The following is a 15,149-nucleotide window of genomic DNA, read 5'->3' as shown; positions in this document are numbered from 1 at the left end:
GGGAATTTGATGCAGCGCGGCGAAAGAAGGCGCAGAGCGAGGCTCGCTCTGCGCCTTTGCACCGAACTTCGGGGGGCAAAATCCGGTGACGTCTCCGGCCGTGGCCCCGGGGGGAGGGGGAGCCAGGCCGGAGGAGGTGTGAGAGACGGGGGCGGGTGAACCAGCCACTCCCGGCTCAGGCTCAGCCCTTGTCCGAGGGGGCGGGGCTCGCCTCGCCGGGCTGGTTGTCGCCACGGTCAGGGCCGCCGCGATCGTCGCCGTCATGCGGGCCGCGGTCGCGCTTCCAGTGCCGCTTACCGCCGCCGCGACGCTCGGTGAGCTTGGCCTTCTGCTCGTCCGAAAGGGACGCGTAGAACTTCTCGGCGGCGGGGCGATAGGTTTTCAGAGCTTCGAGAGACGCTTCGAGGCCGACCTGGGTTTGTGCGAGGCGGTCGAGCGGCGACACCTTGGGAGCTGCGGCCTTGTCGCCATCGGTCGCGGCCGCCGTGTCCGGCTTTTTGGGGCAGCCTTCGCGCAGCTTTTCGGCAGCGGCGCGGGTTGCGGTCTTGAATTCCTCGAAGCCCGCCTTCTGCGCGTCGGTGATGTCGACGCGGTGCTCGAGGCGAACGAGCATGATGTCGGTCACTTCCGCCGACTTGCCGCGGCAGATCTTGCCCGACGGTCCGCCGAAGCCGAGACCGAGGATGCCGGCGCCGTATCCGCCGCCATGGTGGCGACCCTTGTATCCATCCCAATGGCCGCGCTGGGCCATCGCGCCAGCGGCGACGAGGCCGACGCAGGCTGCCGCGACGCCACCGAAAATGTACTTACCTTTACGTGTCATCTGTCAGTCTCCCTTGCTCGATCAGCGCGGGCCCGAAGGCCGTTCCGTGGGGGGTGCGGTGCGCTATCGTGATGGGAGAAACGGCAGGCGACGGGATTTCCGTCGCAACGTTTTGTTTGCTGGCGGCGCGACGTTCAAAGAGGCGCCGCGCCGGTGAGGCGCCCCGCTACTTGCAGCGGAGCAGATCGTTCGAGCCGGTCTCGTCGCCCAACGTCAGCGTGTCGCCGGACACCGTGAGGGTGAAATCATACGGCGCATCGCTGCCATCGACGGTGCAATCGGCCTTGACCTTCCATTGGTTGTCGGCGCCGTCGGCGGATTTGAACCGGCAATGGGTCTCGTGCTGGTCGTAGCCCTTTTCGGTCATGACGAGTGGGGCTTCCTGGCGGTCCTGCTCGACCTTGCATTGGGCGAGGTCAGAGGCCCAGGTTCCGACATAGGCGGGCTCTGCGGCATGCGCGGGCGAAGCCAGGGCAAGGGCGATCAACGCAGCGGGGACGAGCGACGGGGACATGCGCATGAGCAGTTCTTTCCAATTTTTCGGGCCAATCTTTCGAGTTTAGCTCGGGCAGGCCATTTTTCTGAGCGAGAGGCAGTCTAGATGCGTTCGGTGAAGGCAAGCGTTGCCGCGCTCTCCTGTCAAGGCTTTGACGCGTGTCAAAGCGTTGATGTGGGGAGAGGCGGTGGCGCGTTCCAGCCGTGAGTGATATGCCGTCGGCCGCGCACGATCGTGTTGCGGGGCGCCAGTACGCAACTGTGCAAAGCGCGTGTGAGCAAACGCGGGCGCAATCAAGGAGCTTCGAAAATGCTGAAACGTATCCTGCTTGCCCTCGTGGCCATCGTGGCCGTGTTCTGCGCCTACGTGGCGATGCAGCCGTCCACCACGCGCATTGAGCGCAGCGCGATTTTCGTGGCGCCGCCGTCCGCCGCGTTTGCGGAGGTTTCCGATTTCCGCAACTGGCAGGCGTGGTCGCCCTGGGCCAAGCTCGATCCCAACGCGAAGGCCACCTTCGAAGGGCCGGCGTCGGGCCAAGGCGCCGTGTTCCGGTGGGACGGCAACGACGAGGTCGGCAAAGGCAGCATGACGATTACGGAGAGCCGGCCGGACGAGCACATCGGCATGCGCGTCGATTTCGAAAAGCCGTGGGCGGCCACCAGCAAAACCGAGTTTACGTTCAAGCCGGACGGCCCGCGTACGATCGTGACCTGGGCGATGACCGGCGAGGCGCCGAGCTTTTTCGCCAAGGCGATCTGCCTGCTCATGAACTCCGACAGGATGGTCGGCGAGCAGTTCGAAAAGGGCCTGGCTGCGATGAAGACGATCGTCGAAGGCAAGTCGGCGAGCTAGGTCTTCGGGCGAGCTCGCGACGCTCCCCTCTCGTCGCGGCTCTGCGATTACGTCTTCCGTTTGGCCGTCTTCACGGCAGCCTTGGCCGGTTTCGCGACGCCGGTTGCGGCTGTCGGTGTGGGTGTTCCGAGCGCCTCAGCGAGGGCCTGTGCGGCGGCGGGCGCGCGGATTTTTCCGCCGCTGATGAAATAGACGAAAACGTCGCGCGGCTTGGCTTTGACCGCCTTGGAAGGCGGAGCCACGACGTCGGCGGCGGTCTTTTCCGGCGCGCCGCCCTCAGCCCACGTCGCCGCGGCCTTGGCCCAGGCTGCGATGTCCTTCGGCGCGTAGCCGGTCGGAATGTCGTCCTCGCCTTTCTGGAGACGCGCGTAGACGAAATCGCCGGTGACGTCGGCGATGGCCGGATACTCGGGGTGGTCGGCATAGACGACCGGGATCTCGAACTCGCGGAGCAGGGCAACAAACTCTGGGCATTGGAAGGTCGGGTGGCGCACCTCGACAACGTGGCGCAGCTTTCGGCCGTCGAAGGTTTTCGGCAGCAGCGCGAGGAAGGCGCCGAAATCCGCGGCGTCGAACTTTTTCGTCGGCGCGAACTGCCAGAGCATGGGGCCGAGGTGGTCGCCCAGCATCGTGGGGCCTGAATCGAGGAAGCGCGAAATGGACTCGCCAGCTTCCGCCAGGATCCGCCGGTTGGTGGCAAAGCGCGGGCCCTTCAGTGAAAAAACAAAACCGTCCGGCACGGCCTCGGCCCACTTGGCGTAGGTCGCAGGGGTTTGTGAGCGGTAGTACGTGCCGTTGATCTCGATCGTGCGAAGGGCGCGGCTTGCGAACTCGAGCTCTTTCGCCTGGGGGAGCTTGTCCGGATAGAACGTTCCGCGCCACGGCTCGAAGGTCCAGCCGCCGATGCCGGTTCGAACATTTGCCGCTGACATGACTGGTCCTTTGTGCGTAATGTTGATCTGTGGTCTGTGCGTATTTGACGTTCAATTCATCGGGCGGGTCGAGCAAGTTGTCATCTGTCCTGGCGGCATACCACCTTGAACTGATTGTTTCTGCAACCCTTTCGCTTTTGGCGGTGGTGGCCGTCCGGTTCAGGGAAGCGACCCCCGAGAGTATCGCGCACGCCCCGCCGATGCTTCGTACCGCGATCGTGTCGTTCTTCGCCGTGCTCGGCAGCATCCTGGCGCTGCGGGATCTCGATGAGGTCGCGGGCGGGCTGGCGGTGACTGTGCTTGCGGCGCTCGCGCTCGCCAACTTTGTCGTCGCGCGCCGGCCGTTAATCTCGGCGGCCTTTGTTTCGGCCTTCTTGAAGGCGTTTCTAGGGTGTCTGCTGATCTGGTGGGTGGTGGCCGTCGCGATCTATTTTTGCGGGGATACGCACCTCCAGGTGCACGGCTCTGCTCTCTGTTTGGATGAAGTTTGTGATGCGATGCGGTATGTGCCGTAGAGTGGCTCAGCCGTATTGTCCGGGCGCATTCACGATCCCATGGCAGGATGGACGCAACCGACGACACCGTAGGGCTCACGGAGCGCCTCGTTCCGCCGCTCGATACCGGGCAGCGGGCTTTCAGGTCTGCGCTCATCGTGGCCATCCTTCTTCACGCTGCCTTTCTGATCCAGATCGGCCGCGCGGTTCCGCGCGCCGTCGGCAATCCCGCCGGACAGCCCGATGCGATCGCGGTCGATCTCGTCAGTGCGGCCGATCTCAAGAGCCGCGAAGCTTTTGCGCTGCCGCCACCGGGCGCCTCGCCCGTCGCGCCATCGCCGCCGCCGCAACCCCAAACGCCGCCGCCTGAGCCGGTCGCAGAACCTGCGCCGCCGGAGCCTACGCCGCCCGTAGCGGAGCCGAAGCCGGTTCCGCCCGAACCTGCGCCGCCGCCTGAAACGCCGAAGCCGCCGGAGCCGAAACCTCCCGAGCCCAAACCTCCGGAGCCCAAGGCCGAGGTGCCGAAGCCCGAGACGCCACCGCCTGAGGTCGCCAAACCGGAGTCGAAATCGACCGAGGCGGCAAAGCCCACGCTCCAGGATTTCGAGTCCGAGCTGCCGGACCTCGCGACGGTGCCGATGCCGAGCGACAAGGCGGAAGAAGCACCGCCTCCGAAACCTGCGCCGGACGCCACGCAGGAGGCCAAGCCTAAACAGGAGCCTAAGCCCAAGGAGGAGGCCAAGCCCAAGGACGAGAAGCGACCAGAGCCTGCCAAGAAAAAGACGGCGGCGCTCGATGTGCGGCCTCCGTCGGAGAAGGAACTCGCGAACGCCCCGCCCGGGCGCTCTGCCGCGGCGACGCGCCCGCCCGGCATTACGCGGTCAGGTGAAAACGATGAATTCGGCCGCGCGGTGGTTCTCGCGCTGCGCGGAACCATGCCGCCTCCGCGCGGCGTGTTCGGCAGCGTCGTGGTGCGCCTCATCCTGAACGAGAATGGCGACCTTCAGAACGTGACCGTGTTGCAGCCGTCCGGGCGCGGGACGCTCGACGAGAGCGTCGTGTTCGCAACGAAGCAGACGTACTTTCCGTTGCCGCCCTACAAGTCGACACTCGCCGACCGCACGTTCACGATCCGCTACGTCTATCGCTGAGGCGCGCGGGTCAAAGAAGCGCAGGCGACTGATCTCAGGCGCTTCCCCAGTGGGCGCGATGCCGCTCCTTTCCTTAATGGACCGGATGTGCCATTCCGGCGTCGCGCGACGATGCGCGGCCGGAGACCTCGATGCACGGAAGTGAAAACGCCGGCCAAAACGGCCTCCCAGGTTCGACAGATGCGAAGGCGACGCGGCGGGACTGGATCGGTCTCGCGGTGCTGGCGCTGCCGTGCATTCTCTATTCGATGGATCTCACGGTGCTGCACCTCGCGGTGCCGCAGATTGCCTCGGCGCTGAAGCCGAGCTCGTCGGCGCTGCTGTGGATCGTCGACATCTACGGGTTCATGGTGGCCGGCACGCTCATCACGATGGGCACGCTCGGAGACCGTATCGGACGGCGCCGGCTGCTTCTGATCGGCGCGGCTGCGTTCGGGCTGACGTCGCTCTTGGCGGCGTTCTCGACGAGTTCGGAAATGCTGATCGTGGCGCGCGCGCTGCAGGGTCTGGCAGCCGCGACGCTGGCGCCTTCGACGCTGTCGCTGATCCGGAACATGTTTCACGATCCCGGGGAGCGCGCCTTTGCAATCGGTGTGTGGGTGGCGTGCTTTTCGGCAGGTGCTGCGGTTGGTCCGCTGGTCGGCGGCGCGATCCTGGCCCACTACTGGTGGGGCGCCGTGTTCATCATCAACGTGCCGATCATGCTGCTGCTGCTTGCAGTCGGTCCGCTGTTGCTGCCCGAGTTTCGCGATCCGAACGCCGCGCCGATGGATTTGCTGAGCGCGGCTCAATCGCTCGTGGCCGTGCTCGCCATCATCTTCGGCATGAAATGGACGGCGGAGGCGGGCTGGGGCGTCGTTCCGGCCAGCGCGATCGGCATTGGCCTCGTCGTCGGCGTGCTGTTTTTCCGGCGGCAGGTCAAGCTGGTTCATCCGCTTATCGACGTGGGCCTCTTCAAGGTGCGCGGTTTCAATGCGGCGCTGCTCACCAACATCCTTTCGCTGTTCGTGATCTTCGGCACGTTTCTCTTCATCGCCCAGTATCTCCAGCTCGTGCTCGGCATGGGACCGCTGGAGGCGGGCATCTGGACCGCGCCGTCCGGCGTGGTGTTCGCGGTAGGCTCGATGGCTGCGCCCTGGCTCGCGCAGCGGTTTCCGCCGCATCGCGTGATCGCATCAGGCTTCCTGATCTCGGCGGTGGGTTTTCTGCTCATCACGCAGCTTCACGGCGTGACCGGCGCGTGGCCGATGTTTGCCGGCATGATCATTTTCTGCCTCGGACTCTCTCCGATCGGCGCCATCACGACCGATATGGTCATGGCGGAAGCGCCGCCCGAGCGGGCGGGCGAGGCGTCGTCGATTTCGGAGACGAGTTTCGAGTTCGGCGGCGCGCTCGGCATCGCGGTGCTCGGCAGCGTCGTGACCGCCGTCTATCGGAGCGTCATGGCAGAGGGGATGCCGTCGGGATTGGCGCCGGAGCATATGGACGCTGCGCAGGATACGCTGGGCGGGGCCATCGAGGTTGCGGGCCAGATCGGCGGCGAGGCGGGTGCGCGCCTGATGGAAACGTCGCGCGAGGCGTTCGTGAAGGCGTTCGAAATCGCGGCGGGTGTTTCGGCGGTTACGGCATTGTTTGCGGCGATCGTCGCGGCGACCATTCTCAAAAGCGTGAAGAGGTGACGGTGGGGTAAGCAGCCCACCGTCACCTGCCGTTCGTCAGTCGCGGCAAGGGACCGAAATGACACGACCGACGTAAGGGATCTTGTACTTGCACTTGCGCTCAGGCTCGAAGCTCTCCTCGGTGCGTTCGACAGCGGCTTCTTCCTTCGCCGGGGCTGCGGTCTTTTCCGCCTTCGGGGCAGGCGCGGTTTCTTCGACGACGGCGGGCTTTGCGGGCTCGACGGCTTCCGGGGCGGCTGCGACTTCGACTTCTTGCTGACGGCGCTTGGGAGCAGCCATCAGCGCCATCGATGCGCTCGTTGCGTTACCTTGGCCGAGGGCGCGCGTCTTGGAGGGCTTCTCCGCGGCGACCTTCTCGCGCTGTTCTACGGCGGCGGGTTCTGGGGCGACTTCAGCCTTCTTGACTTCGGCCGGCTTTGACGGTGCCGCGGCCGAGGTTTCGCCGCAGCGCGCGACATCATCGGGCGCTCGCTTCCAGGTGTAGGTTTTGCTGAAGAATGATCCGGCGTTGCCGATGACCTGCAACTTATCGTCAGACAGGCGGGTCAGCTCGACGCTGTATTTCTTGCCGCGATCGGGGCTGTAAATCCAACCACCGCCGCTCTCCGTGACGTTGCCAAGGATCTGCATGCCGCAGCGCTTGGTGTTCTTTGCGTCGGTGACGTGAACGACATAGCCGCAGAGGCCATTGCCGCTGCCGCAGGGGGCGATTTCGACGGCGCCGCGGCCGTTGTGGTCGAACCAGAGGCCGGTGGCGTCGGAGGCGGCGTTCGCGGATGCGGACCAGAGCGATGCTCCGGCGACGACGGCGAGCGACAGTGCGCGGGTGTTCAGCATGGCGGTGGATCCCTTTTAAAAAAACAGATGCAGGCTTCCTTGAGGGGGACTTTGCCGTCCGCCGGCTGAGCCAGCTATTCCGCACGGAACACCCCTCTGTCCTCGTTTCCGGAGGGGGTGGGCGGGCGGCGCGCACGGCGGCCTTGATGCCGGGGCGCAAATGCGTACATGCTCGCGTGAGGATGGAGACCTGACGATGAAACGGACCGGATTACTGGCGTTTGGCCTGGCCGCATGGGGCTCGTTCGGGGCGGCTCTCGCCTTGTTTGGGGCGGCGCCCGCCTTAGCGGATTCCTATTGGGAGCTCGAGGCGGCGCGGGCGAATGCGCGCGCGGGCGGGCCGGTCAGCGAGCGTGACGCCGAATTGCTCGAGCGCTACGGCTGCCTCAGCGGCACGAATAGCGACTTCTGCCGTAAGCTCAGCGCGCGGGACAATCGTGCTTATCGCTACAAGAAAAAGCGCCCGTCGAAAGATTGACCGGCGCGCTGCCTAGAACGTGTTGCCATCGTTCGGGATGTCGAGCGCGTGGCCGCAGGCCTTGCAGTGCACGGCGTCCAGATCGTGTTTCAGAAGCGCGCATTGAGGGCAGCGAAATCGAACCTTCGACGGCTGCAGCAGCGTGCGGACAAGGTTCAAGAACAGCGTCACGCCGAGGATCATGATCACGACCGAGATCAGGCGGCCGGTGGTGCCCGGCAGCGTGATGTCGCCGAAGCCGGTGGTCGTCAGCGCCGTCACGGTGAAGTACAGCGCGTCGGCATAGTTGGCGATCTGCGGGTTCGTGAGGCGCTGGGTCTCGTAGACGATCGCGGACATGCAGAACAGGAACACGCCGAGATGGACGGTGGCGAGGATCACCTCCTCGTGCCGGCGGAACCATGGGCTGTCGGCGCGCAGGCGCGCGAGAAGCTGATAGGTGTGCAGCAGGCGCACCGTGCGGAGGATGCGGAGAAATCCACCGGCGCCGCCGAGCAGCGGGGCCAGAAACGAAATGATGGCGGCTGTATCGGCCCAGGTGGCGGGATGGGCGAGCTCGCGCCAGCGATTGCGCGCAATCGACAGGCGGGCGGTGAGATCGGCCAGCAGCAGCAGGCCGAGAACGTAATCGATTGCCACGATTGTCGATGTGCGCGGCAGAAACGACGTCGCGACGATGAACGCCACCGTCAAGAGATCGAATGCGAGCAAGGCGTAGCGGAAGCGGTGGCCTTCAGGCGTGCCGGATTCATAGTAGTGGCGCAGCGTGGCGAGTAACCCTGTTTCGCGTGACGCCGCTGTTGCCATGTTCCTTGAAACCCGATTCTGCATCTCGTTGCAATTCGGCCCGGCCCCGTGAAGGGCCGGGCCGCGTGGGCGACATCACCATGGTGCGTCGTCGCTTTGCCGGGTCGCGTTGCTTCGGGCGTTACTTTACGCCCAACAGCTCCACGTCGAAAATCAGCGTTGCGTTCGGCGGAATGACGCCGCCGGCGCCGCGCGCGCCGTAGCCGAGGGAAGCCGGGATGACGAGCGTGCGCTTGCCGCCGACCTTCATCGTGGCGACGCCTTCATCCCATCCCTTGATGACCTGGCCGGTGCCGATGCTGAATTCGAATGGCTGGCCGCGATCGACGGAGCTGTCGAACTTCTGGCCCTTGGCGCCGTCTTCGTACAGCCAGCCGGTGTAGTGCATGACACACGTCTGGCCGGTCTTCGGCGTTGCGCCGGTGCCGACGACGGTATCGGTGATTTTTAGTCCTGAGTCTGCCACGGGGGCTCCTTGATCCTGTGCGGCCGCCGGCGTGGTCGGGGTCACTGCTACTGACACAACGAGAGAGAGCGCCGCAACGGCTGCAGCGCGGGAGATGTTTGCGAGTGAGATCATGCTTATCCTTGGGATGTCGCTTTACTGGGCGGCTTTACGTTTTGCGTCCATTTCCTTGATGTAGGCGTCGACGTCGGCTTCCGTCACCTCTTTATTGTCGACGAGGGCCTGCAGGCATCCCTGCGACAGCTCAGTCGCCTTCGATTTCATGCAGGCGCGCAGCTCTGGGCTGCCGACCTCGAGATTTTCGCAGTGCTTGTGATAGTCCGCGCGGCATGCGTTGCGGACCGCGTCGTTGACTTCTGCATGCGCACTGGTGGCAACGAGGCCGACTGCAAGCGGCGCAATCATGAGCAAGCGGTTCATGGCAATTCCCTCTCGAAGATGACGCGGATGGCGTGTGCGAGTGGATAGCACATCTCCGCTGGCGGGTGGAGATCTGAGACAGGAGCGGGGAGATAATGATGCGTGCGGGTGACAGCCGCAAACAGGCGCGTTGCTGGCATCGCTGCCCATGCATTTGGATCTTGACGGGTGCGCTGACAGGCTCGGACCGCTTCAAATCAAAGCGAATGGGCGCGTAGCGTCGCCGCGTGATTCGCGCTGATCAGACCACGATTTGGCCTTGGTCCGCACCTGCCCAATATCTGATCTTCTCGGCATGGACTTTCAGCATGACAACGCCGGGCGTGTCGATGCCCTGATCAAACCAGATGTCGAGGTCGGGCGACCAATGCGCTTCAAATCGGGCCTTGTCGCGGATCACCTCCGCCTCGCCTTCTACGCAGATATAGAGTCCTGCTCCGGTCAAAAGTCCCGGGGCGGTCGAAAAGGCGAGGGAGACTTTCGGGTCGCTCTGAATTTCATGCACGACGCGCGAGGTGGCGCGTGTGAAATAGAACGAGTCGCCGTCGTATTCGGCGTCGCCGTTGTTGCTCATCGGCCGGCTGGTAATCTGGCCGTCATCGGTCCGCGTAGCGAGCATGCAAATGTCGATGCCGCGCAGGTCGTCGGCCAGATCCTTGAGGGTTTTCGTCATAGCGGCACTCCGATTGCGATCACTCGTGACACAACGGAATGCAGGCGCGCGCGGTTCCCGCGGCGACCACCACTGTGCCCGCCACCGGTCCCCGCACTGCCGCTTGCGCCTAGAAGTTGATGTTCTGGATCACCCAGCTGCCGGCGGCCGCGATCAGGCCCGCTATCAGGATGAACGGCAAAATCGTCACCAGTACGCTGAGAAGGCCGATGAATGCCTTGAGGATCTGCTCAGCCGCCTTCCAGAGCTGGATGATGGCCTTGTAGAGCACGTACACGATGGCGATGACGACGACCGCAAGGACGGCGATTTTCCAAATCGGGAGCGACTGCCAATCCGATTGAAAAATCGCAAACATCTGGCCGAACGACCAATTCCAGATCAGCTCGAAGAAGCTGAAAATGGCCGTGATGCCCTGCTTCAGAAAGCTCACGATCTGATCGATAATTGCATTCATTGGTATCGACTCCCCTGTCCCTGGGCGAATGCTAGCACCGCTCCACGACAATTCGAATGATTTGTGCGGATGGCGCGGCCCTGGCGGCGCCCGGAGAGGCCGCCCAGCGGCCTGCTTGTCACTGTTCCGGCCCAATGTGCTGGTACTCGACGTTCAGCATACCGAGCTGATGCAGGCCGCACCCCCCAAGGCCGGGCCCGGATGCCGCCGGGAAATTCCAGGAGCACGACATGCCAAGTAAATTCGTCTTCGCCCTCGCAGCAGCGCTCGCCTGTCTCGTTCCGCTTGCTTCGGCCGAGGCGCAACGCGGCCGCGACGATTGGCGGCCCGACAATCGCAACGAGTGGGAGCTGCTCGGATCGGCTCAGATCGGAACGCGCCTCGAGCGCGACATCATCGAAGTCGGACGGCGCGAAGGCCGCTTTCAGACCATCGCCTTCACCGTGGCCGGCGGCGATGTGCAGATCGAAGAGCTGAAGGTGATCTATTCCAACGGCGAGGCCGATCAGATCCGTGTGCGCGATGTGCTGAAGGCCGGGATGCGGTCGCGTCCGATCGATCTGCCCGGCCGCGGACAATTCATTCAGCGCATCGAGGTCGCCTACCGGGCGGCTGGTCCGGTGAAAATCGATTTCTTTGGAGAGCGGGGCCGTCGCGGACCGCCTGAGCCTGCCGCCTGGGCCGAGCTCGGCTGCCAGCGCGTCGGCTTCCTCGATTCGAAGGACACGATCAGGGTCGGGCGGCGCGAAGGCGCGTTCCGGGCCGTGAAGCTGCAGGTTTCCGAATCGAAGCTGCGGCTGCAGAAAATGCGCGTGGTCTTCGGTGATGGCTCGACGCAGGTGCTCGATGTGCGCTCCGTCATTCCGGCAGGTGCCGAAACCCGTCCCATCGATCTCGACGGCCGGCGCCGTGTCATCGAGCGCATCGATCTTGAATATCTGCCCTCCATCAGCCTGAAGCGCGGCTCGCGCGTGTGCGTGCTGGCGCTGGAAAGCGGTGGTCCCGGTGGTCCTGGTGGCCCCGGTCCTGGCGGCGGCCGTCCGCGGTGGTAAGCGCGGAGCTGTCCCGAACCTGTTGATGGGCCCTATGGCCTCACTCGAAAGCTAATTCAGAAGGACATTCGTTCATGACGACCCCAACGAAAACAGCGTTCGCCGTCGCGGCGGTTCTCGCCGTATCGTTCTTGCCCGCAGCGGCCGCGCCGCCCGCCGATCAGGATGCGTGCAACAAGACGGCCTTTGAACTCGCCGAGCTGGCTGCGAGCAAGAAGCTGGCCGAGGCCGACGCAGTGAAGGTCGACGAGCTGGTCAGCAAGCTCGAAGGCCAGTGCGCCGACGGCAAGCTTACGGACGCGGATGCGACCGCGAAGGAAATCGAGGCGGCGCTCGGCAAGTAGCCGGGTGAGGCCTACGCCCGTGTCTCTGATCCGGCGGGAACAGACTTCTCATTGCCGGCATTGCATCGTCGCTTCCTTGCGCCGGTGCGATGCCGGCATTTTTGCAGGAGGAGACCGTGAGCAACATTTTCGATGGGCTTTACGTCGATCAACTCTTTCACAAAGGCGAGCGCGGCGAGACGATTTTCTACCCGTTCGGTCTGATGGGGCGCGGCTATCTGTTGCCTGCTGAGCGAGAGGCCAGCATGCGCCGGTCGATGCGCTGGCTCATGATCGGCTCGCTCGTGTTCGGCGGCTCGTTCGGTGCCGTTGCGTTGCGCTTGCTGACGCCGTTGCAGGGCACCCCACTGCTGGCATGGCTGATTGCCGGTAGCGCATTCGCGGCGGGGCTCGGCGTGATCGTCACACTCCAATCGCGCATGTCGCGCGGTCTGGAGCCGATGCCGGGACCTGGGCCGAGTGTCGGAGACTGGTTCCGCGGCGGGCGTGCTGTGCGGGCCCCTTGGACGCATCGCGTTTGTCTCGGGCTCGGCCTCTTCTCGCTGCTTCTGGCGGCGGGTGGCTTTGCATTCGGCATCGCAGAAGGTGACTGGTCCGGCTTTGCGTCGGGCTTTTTCATGCTGTTCGTCGGGGCTGTTCTCACGTGGGACGGCGCTCTCGGCCTGAAGGCGCGGGGCGCCCAGGCGCAGTAGCCGACAGGCTTCATGGGGGCGGGCCCTATACATGGGCCTCCTCCCCGTGAACGCTGTTGGCGTCATCGAGCCGGAAATGCCGGTTTTATTGATCCAAAGGGCCCTTGATCTTCATTGCGCGGAGGGCGCGCAAATGAGACAATCGCTTCGTCGGGAGAACGATGTTCGACACCACGAGCAGACCCACGTTTCATCGTCGGAGGCCCGCGTGACCCGATCCGCCCTTGCCATCGCCATCGCTGTGATTTCCGGCGCGACATTGCTCGCGTCGGCGGCTGAAGCCTGCATTTCCTGCAACTACGTGCCCGAGGTGGTCAACACACCGGTTCCGGGGGCGCAGAAGGCGAAGCCGAACCGGGTGGCCAAGCCGAAGCGGGTGCCCTCCCAGGAGTACGGGGCGCGGCCGTCGCAGAAGCGAGTCGCCAAGCGGCCGCCAGCGGCCAAAGACGCGCCAGAGGCCAAGGCGCCCGACGCAGGCAACGAGACGGCCACCGCGACCCAGCCGGAAACGGATACGGGCAAGACAACGCCGGTTGAGCGGCAGACGGACACCGAGTCCGCGACCGATACCTCGACGGCCGCGTTGGCCGATCAGGATCCGCCGGCCCGTGCGCCGAAGGCCGGGGAGCCGGGCGGCTGCAAGAAGTTCTCCGCCACGGCCGGGGCCACGGTGACGGTGCCCTGCGATTAGGCACGAGGCCTAGCGCTCCTGTCCAATCTGCGTGTTTCGAGTGGATCCGGGCTCGGGTGCCGGGATGCGCCCTCGTTCGGGCTGTGAGCCCTGCGGGTGCCCCCGCCACGGGGTATGGCGCTACCGGGGACTGGGCCTGCCGCGAATTCGCGGCCCCATCCGCTTGCGTTTGGATCTGTACGGTTCGTCGTGATCGTGGTCTACGATGCGCATAAGAAACCACACGAAACGGAGTTCCACGGCATGACGGACAAGACCGACGAGATCAGCCAGCTCAAGCGTGAGGTGGCCGAGCTTTCCGGGCTGGCGCTGGCGACCGGGGTCATTCTCACCCAGCTCCTGCAGGCCAACCTGAAGCGCGAGCTCAACCCCTGGAATTCCGCGACCAAGCTGCTGGCCGAAGCCCGGACCGCGATCGAGAACTTTCCGGCCGAGACGGACGGCGAGCGCGACCCGGCCATGAAGCAGCGCGCGCTCGAAGCGCTGAAGCAGTACGAGACGCAGATCCGCTCGGTGCTGCCGGCATAATCGCGCGGGGTGCTACGGCGGGTGCCGTTCGCATTCCGCGCCCCGAGGCTTTTCGGGAAGCGCTTAGTTCTTTCGGGAAGAGCTCACTTCTTCTCGAGAAGGATTTGGCTTTTCGATTTGATGCCGTCCTGGATCATCTCGCCAAAACGCTGCAGCAGCCAGGGCAGCGTGACCTCAATGCGCACGTCGTTCTCGGCGACGGCTACGTTGCCGAACGCCTCTTGTCCCATCGCCTTCAGCCGGAAGCTCATCGTGTCGCCGGTCCAGACTTCCTCGTCGAGCGAGAACATCGGCAGCGAGGCCGTGGCCTTCGCGAGGCCGGATTTGAGACGGCGCGTTGCCTCTTCCTTGCCGAGGGTGTGGGAGACGGAGACGACGAGTGGTTTCGACATTCTGGCCTCGAAGCGGCAGTGATAGCCCATAGATAAGCATCGGCGCCTCGCGCCGCCAGCCGCGTTTTACGCGCAGGCTGGATTTCGCGGTGTGCCCGCGCCGAATTCTGACATCAGCTAGAAGGTGGATTCGGGGGCTGAGCGTGGGCCGCGCATCGCGAGCGGCCGGCAGGGAGCCGCAACGCGTCGCCCCCCGCGCGGGTAAAAGGCGAAGCCTCTCCCGGTGAAGCGTGCAATTGCAGCCTCCAAATCTTAGGCGCGCGCGAAATCGCTAGACGAGAAAATACGCCATCAGAATGAGGAGCAGCGCGAGGGCGCCGACCGCCGCGCGCACACCGCGCAGGAACGCGTGGTAGGTTGCGACGTGAGCCTGGTAATCCGTGTCTTGATCGCTGTAGCCAACGGGAACGGTCGCCATGGGATATCTCCACCGGCATGAACCCTCAGTATTTGCCCCGTGGGCTAGACGTGGCGCGGCCCGGCGGTTTTGCAAGGGCATCGGGGCAAATGTGATGCGCTAGCGCCTCGTCCGGCTGCCGGGGCCAGGCTCTGGCCCGGATCGTGGCCGCGCATTTTTGAGGGGTCGGATCGCGGCGGATCGCAGGTCTATGGCATCGGTCCGAGGCGCGGCGTGCTATATGAGTCGCGCGCGTGCTCGTCGTCGCGACGCTGGCCAACGGCCGTCGTGCGGATGTGAAGCCGCGATGCCTGTTTCAACCGAGAAGGATTGGCGCGATGGCCAGGGGCGTTCAGAAGAGCAACAAGGAAAAGCGCAAGCCGAAGCAGGACAAGAACAAGCCCGGCGCGAAGAAGTAAGCGCGACGGCGCCGTCTTTTTTGCCTGCGGTGGGGCAGACGTTTTTCGCCGCCCCCTTCGCCGGTCTCG

General features: G+C 64.7%; 22 protein-coding genes. 11 read left to right on the top strand and 11 right to left on the bottom strand.

Going from position 1 to position 15,149, the window contains the following annotated elements:
• Positions 1–181: 181 nt before the first annotated feature.
• On the bottom strand, positions 182–823 hold the full coding sequence (locus K2Y42_RS07180) for a Spy/CpxP family protein refolding chaperone (protein WP_291150469.1): 642 nt from the start codon (positions 821–823) through the stop codon (positions 182–184).
• Positions 824–989: 166 nt separating this feature from the next.
• Positions 990–1,343 (bottom strand): hypothetical protein, encoded by a 354-nt coding sequence (locus tag K2Y42_RS07175; protein ID WP_291150467.1) that lies wholly within the window; start codon positions 1,341–1,343, stop codon positions 990–992.
• A gap of 285 nt (positions 1,344–1,628) precedes the next feature.
• Between K2Y42_RS07175 and K2Y42_RS07170 the strand changes: the two genes are divergently transcribed.
• On the top strand, positions 1,629–2,171 hold the full coding sequence (locus tag K2Y42_RS07170; protein WP_291150464.1) for an SRPBCC family protein: 543 nt from the start codon (positions 1,629–1,631) through the stop codon (positions 2,169–2,171).
• A 47-nt stretch (positions 2,172–2,218) separates the two neighbouring features.
• On the opposite strand, the gene K2Y42_RS07165 is transcribed toward K2Y42_RS07170, so the two are convergent.
• Positions 2,219–3,103: a DUF72 domain-containing protein gene (locus tag K2Y42_RS07165; protein WP_291150461.1), complete on the bottom strand. Its 885-nt coding sequence runs from the start codon at positions 3,101–3,103 to the stop codon at positions 2,219–2,221.
• 44 nt (positions 3,104–3,147) lie between these two features.
• Between K2Y42_RS07165 and K2Y42_RS07160 the strand changes: the two genes are divergently transcribed.
• From K2Y42_RS07160 to K2Y42_RS07150, 3 genes are all read left to right on the top strand, one after another.
• Positions 3,148–3,618: a hypothetical protein gene (locus K2Y42_RS07160; RefSeq protein WP_291150460.1), complete on the top strand. Its 471-nt coding sequence runs from the start codon at positions 3,148–3,150 to the stop codon at positions 3,616–3,618.
• A gap of 47 nt (positions 3,619–3,665) precedes the next feature.
• A complete protein-coding gene (locus tag K2Y42_RS07155; RefSeq protein WP_291150458.1) occupies positions 3,666–4,748 on the top strand; it encodes a TonB family protein in 1,083 nt (360 codons plus the stop codon).
• A gap of 131 nt (positions 4,749–4,879) precedes the next feature.
• Positions 4,880–6,427, top strand: coding sequence for an MFS transporter (locus K2Y42_RS07150; protein ID WP_291150457.1), 1,548 nt, complete (start codon positions 4,880–4,882; stop codon positions 6,425–6,427).
• A gap of 36 nt (positions 6,428–6,463) precedes the next feature.
• Here K2Y42_RS07150 and K2Y42_RS07145 read toward each other — a convergent pair whose 3' ends face one another.
• On the bottom strand, positions 6,464–7,264 hold the full coding sequence (locus K2Y42_RS07145) for a DUF2147 domain-containing protein (RefSeq protein ID WP_291150454.1): 801 nt from the start codon (positions 7,262–7,264) through the stop codon (positions 6,464–6,466).
• A 196-nt stretch (positions 7,265–7,460) separates the two neighbouring features.
• Here K2Y42_RS07145 and K2Y42_RS07140 point away from each other — a divergent pair, with 196 nt between their 5' ends.
• Positions 7,461–7,742 carry a hypothetical protein gene (locus K2Y42_RS07140; protein ID WP_291150451.1) on the top strand — a complete coding sequence of 94 codons (282 nt, stop codon included), beginning with the start codon at positions 7,461–7,463 and terminating at the stop codon, positions 7,740–7,742.
• 12 nt (positions 7,743–7,754) lie between these two features.
• Here K2Y42_RS07140 and K2Y42_RS07135 read toward each other — a convergent pair whose 3' ends face one another.
• The 5 genes from K2Y42_RS07135 to K2Y42_RS07115 all read right to left on the bottom strand — a co-directional run bounded on the left by K2Y42_RS07135 (position 7,755) and on the right by K2Y42_RS07115 (position 10,565).
• Entirely contained in the window at positions 7,755–8,549 is a 795-nt protein-coding gene (locus K2Y42_RS07135) for a potassium channel family protein (RefSeq protein WP_291150449.1), read from the bottom strand.
• A gap of 121 nt (positions 8,550–8,670) precedes the next feature.
• Positions 8,671–9,129: an FKBP-type peptidyl-prolyl cis-trans isomerase gene (locus tag K2Y42_RS07130; RefSeq protein ID WP_291150447.1), complete on the bottom strand. Its 459-nt coding sequence runs from the start codon at positions 9,127–9,129 to the stop codon at positions 8,671–8,673.
• A gap of 21 nt (positions 9,130–9,150) precedes the next feature.
• Positions 9,151–9,435: a hypothetical protein gene (locus K2Y42_RS07125; protein WP_291150445.1), complete on the bottom strand. Its 285-nt coding sequence runs from the start codon at positions 9,433–9,435 to the stop codon at positions 9,151–9,153.
• Between the two features lie 241 nt (positions 9,436–9,676).
• Positions 9,677–10,108: a pyridoxamine 5'-phosphate oxidase family protein gene (locus K2Y42_RS07120; RefSeq protein ID WP_291150442.1), complete on the bottom strand. Its 432-nt coding sequence runs from the start codon at positions 10,106–10,108 to the stop codon at positions 9,677–9,679.
• Between the two features lie 109 nt (positions 10,109–10,217).
• A complete protein-coding gene (locus K2Y42_RS07115) occupies positions 10,218–10,565 on the bottom strand; it encodes a hypothetical protein (protein WP_291150439.1) in 348 nt (115 codons plus the stop codon).
• A gap of 230 nt (positions 10,566–10,795) precedes the next feature.
• On the opposite strand from K2Y42_RS07115, the gene K2Y42_RS07110 reads away from it, so the two are divergent.
• From K2Y42_RS07110 to K2Y42_RS07090, 5 genes are all read left to right on the top strand, one after another.
• Positions 10,796–11,617, top strand: coding sequence for a hypothetical protein (locus K2Y42_RS07110; protein WP_291150436.1), 822 nt, complete (start codon positions 10,796–10,798; stop codon positions 11,615–11,617).
• 74 nt (positions 11,618–11,691) lie between these two features.
• The gene (locus K2Y42_RS07105) at positions 11,692–11,961 is read left to right on the top strand and encodes a hypothetical protein (protein ID WP_291150433.1); all 270 of its coding nucleotides are present in this window, start codon (positions 11,692–11,694) and stop codon (positions 11,959–11,961) included.
• 116 nt (positions 11,962–12,077) lie between these two features.
• Complete coding sequence (locus K2Y42_RS07100; RefSeq protein ID WP_291150431.1) at positions 12,078–12,653, top strand: hypothetical protein; 576 nt, start codon at positions 12,078–12,080, stop codon at positions 12,651–12,653.
• 208 nt (positions 12,654–12,861) lie between these two features.
• The gene (locus K2Y42_RS07095; protein WP_291150428.1) at positions 12,862–13,344 is read left to right on the top strand and encodes a hypothetical protein; all 483 of its coding nucleotides are present in this window, start codon (positions 12,862–12,864) and stop codon (positions 13,342–13,344) included.
• Positions 13,345–13,587: 243 nt separating this feature from the next.
• Positions 13,588–13,872 (top strand): hypothetical protein, encoded by a 285-nt coding sequence (locus K2Y42_RS07090; protein WP_291150425.1) that lies wholly within the window; start codon positions 13,588–13,590, stop codon positions 13,870–13,872.
• 83 nt (positions 13,873–13,955) lie between these two features.
• On the opposite strand, the gene K2Y42_RS07085 is transcribed toward K2Y42_RS07090, so the two are convergent.
• A complete protein-coding gene (locus K2Y42_RS07085; RefSeq protein WP_291150422.1) occupies positions 13,956–14,264 on the bottom strand; it encodes a polyhydroxyalkanoic acid system family protein in 309 nt (102 codons plus the stop codon).
• Between the two features lie 271 nt (positions 14,265–14,535).
• Positions 14,536–14,682, bottom strand: a complete 147-nt coding sequence (locus K2Y42_RS07080; protein WP_291150419.1) for an aa3-type cytochrome c oxidase subunit IV — start codon at positions 14,680–14,682, stop codon at positions 14,536–14,538.
• A 233-nt stretch (positions 14,683–14,915) separates the two neighbouring features.
• Between K2Y42_RS07080 and K2Y42_RS07075 the strand changes: the two genes are divergently transcribed.
• Positions 14,916–15,080, top strand: a complete 165-nt coding sequence (locus K2Y42_RS07075; RefSeq protein ID WP_291150416.1) for a hypothetical protein — start codon at positions 14,916–14,918, stop codon at positions 15,078–15,080.
• Positions 15,081–15,149 lie beyond the last annotated feature (69 nt).

It is taken from the genome of Hyphomicrobium sp. (assembly GCF_019744875.1).
Taxonomy (GTDB): domain Bacteria; phylum Pseudomonadota; class Alphaproteobacteria; order Rhizobiales; family Hyphomicrobiaceae; genus Hyphomicrobium_C.
Note: the sequence above shows the minus strand (reverse complement) of the source record. Positions and strands in the feature narration are given on the sequence as shown.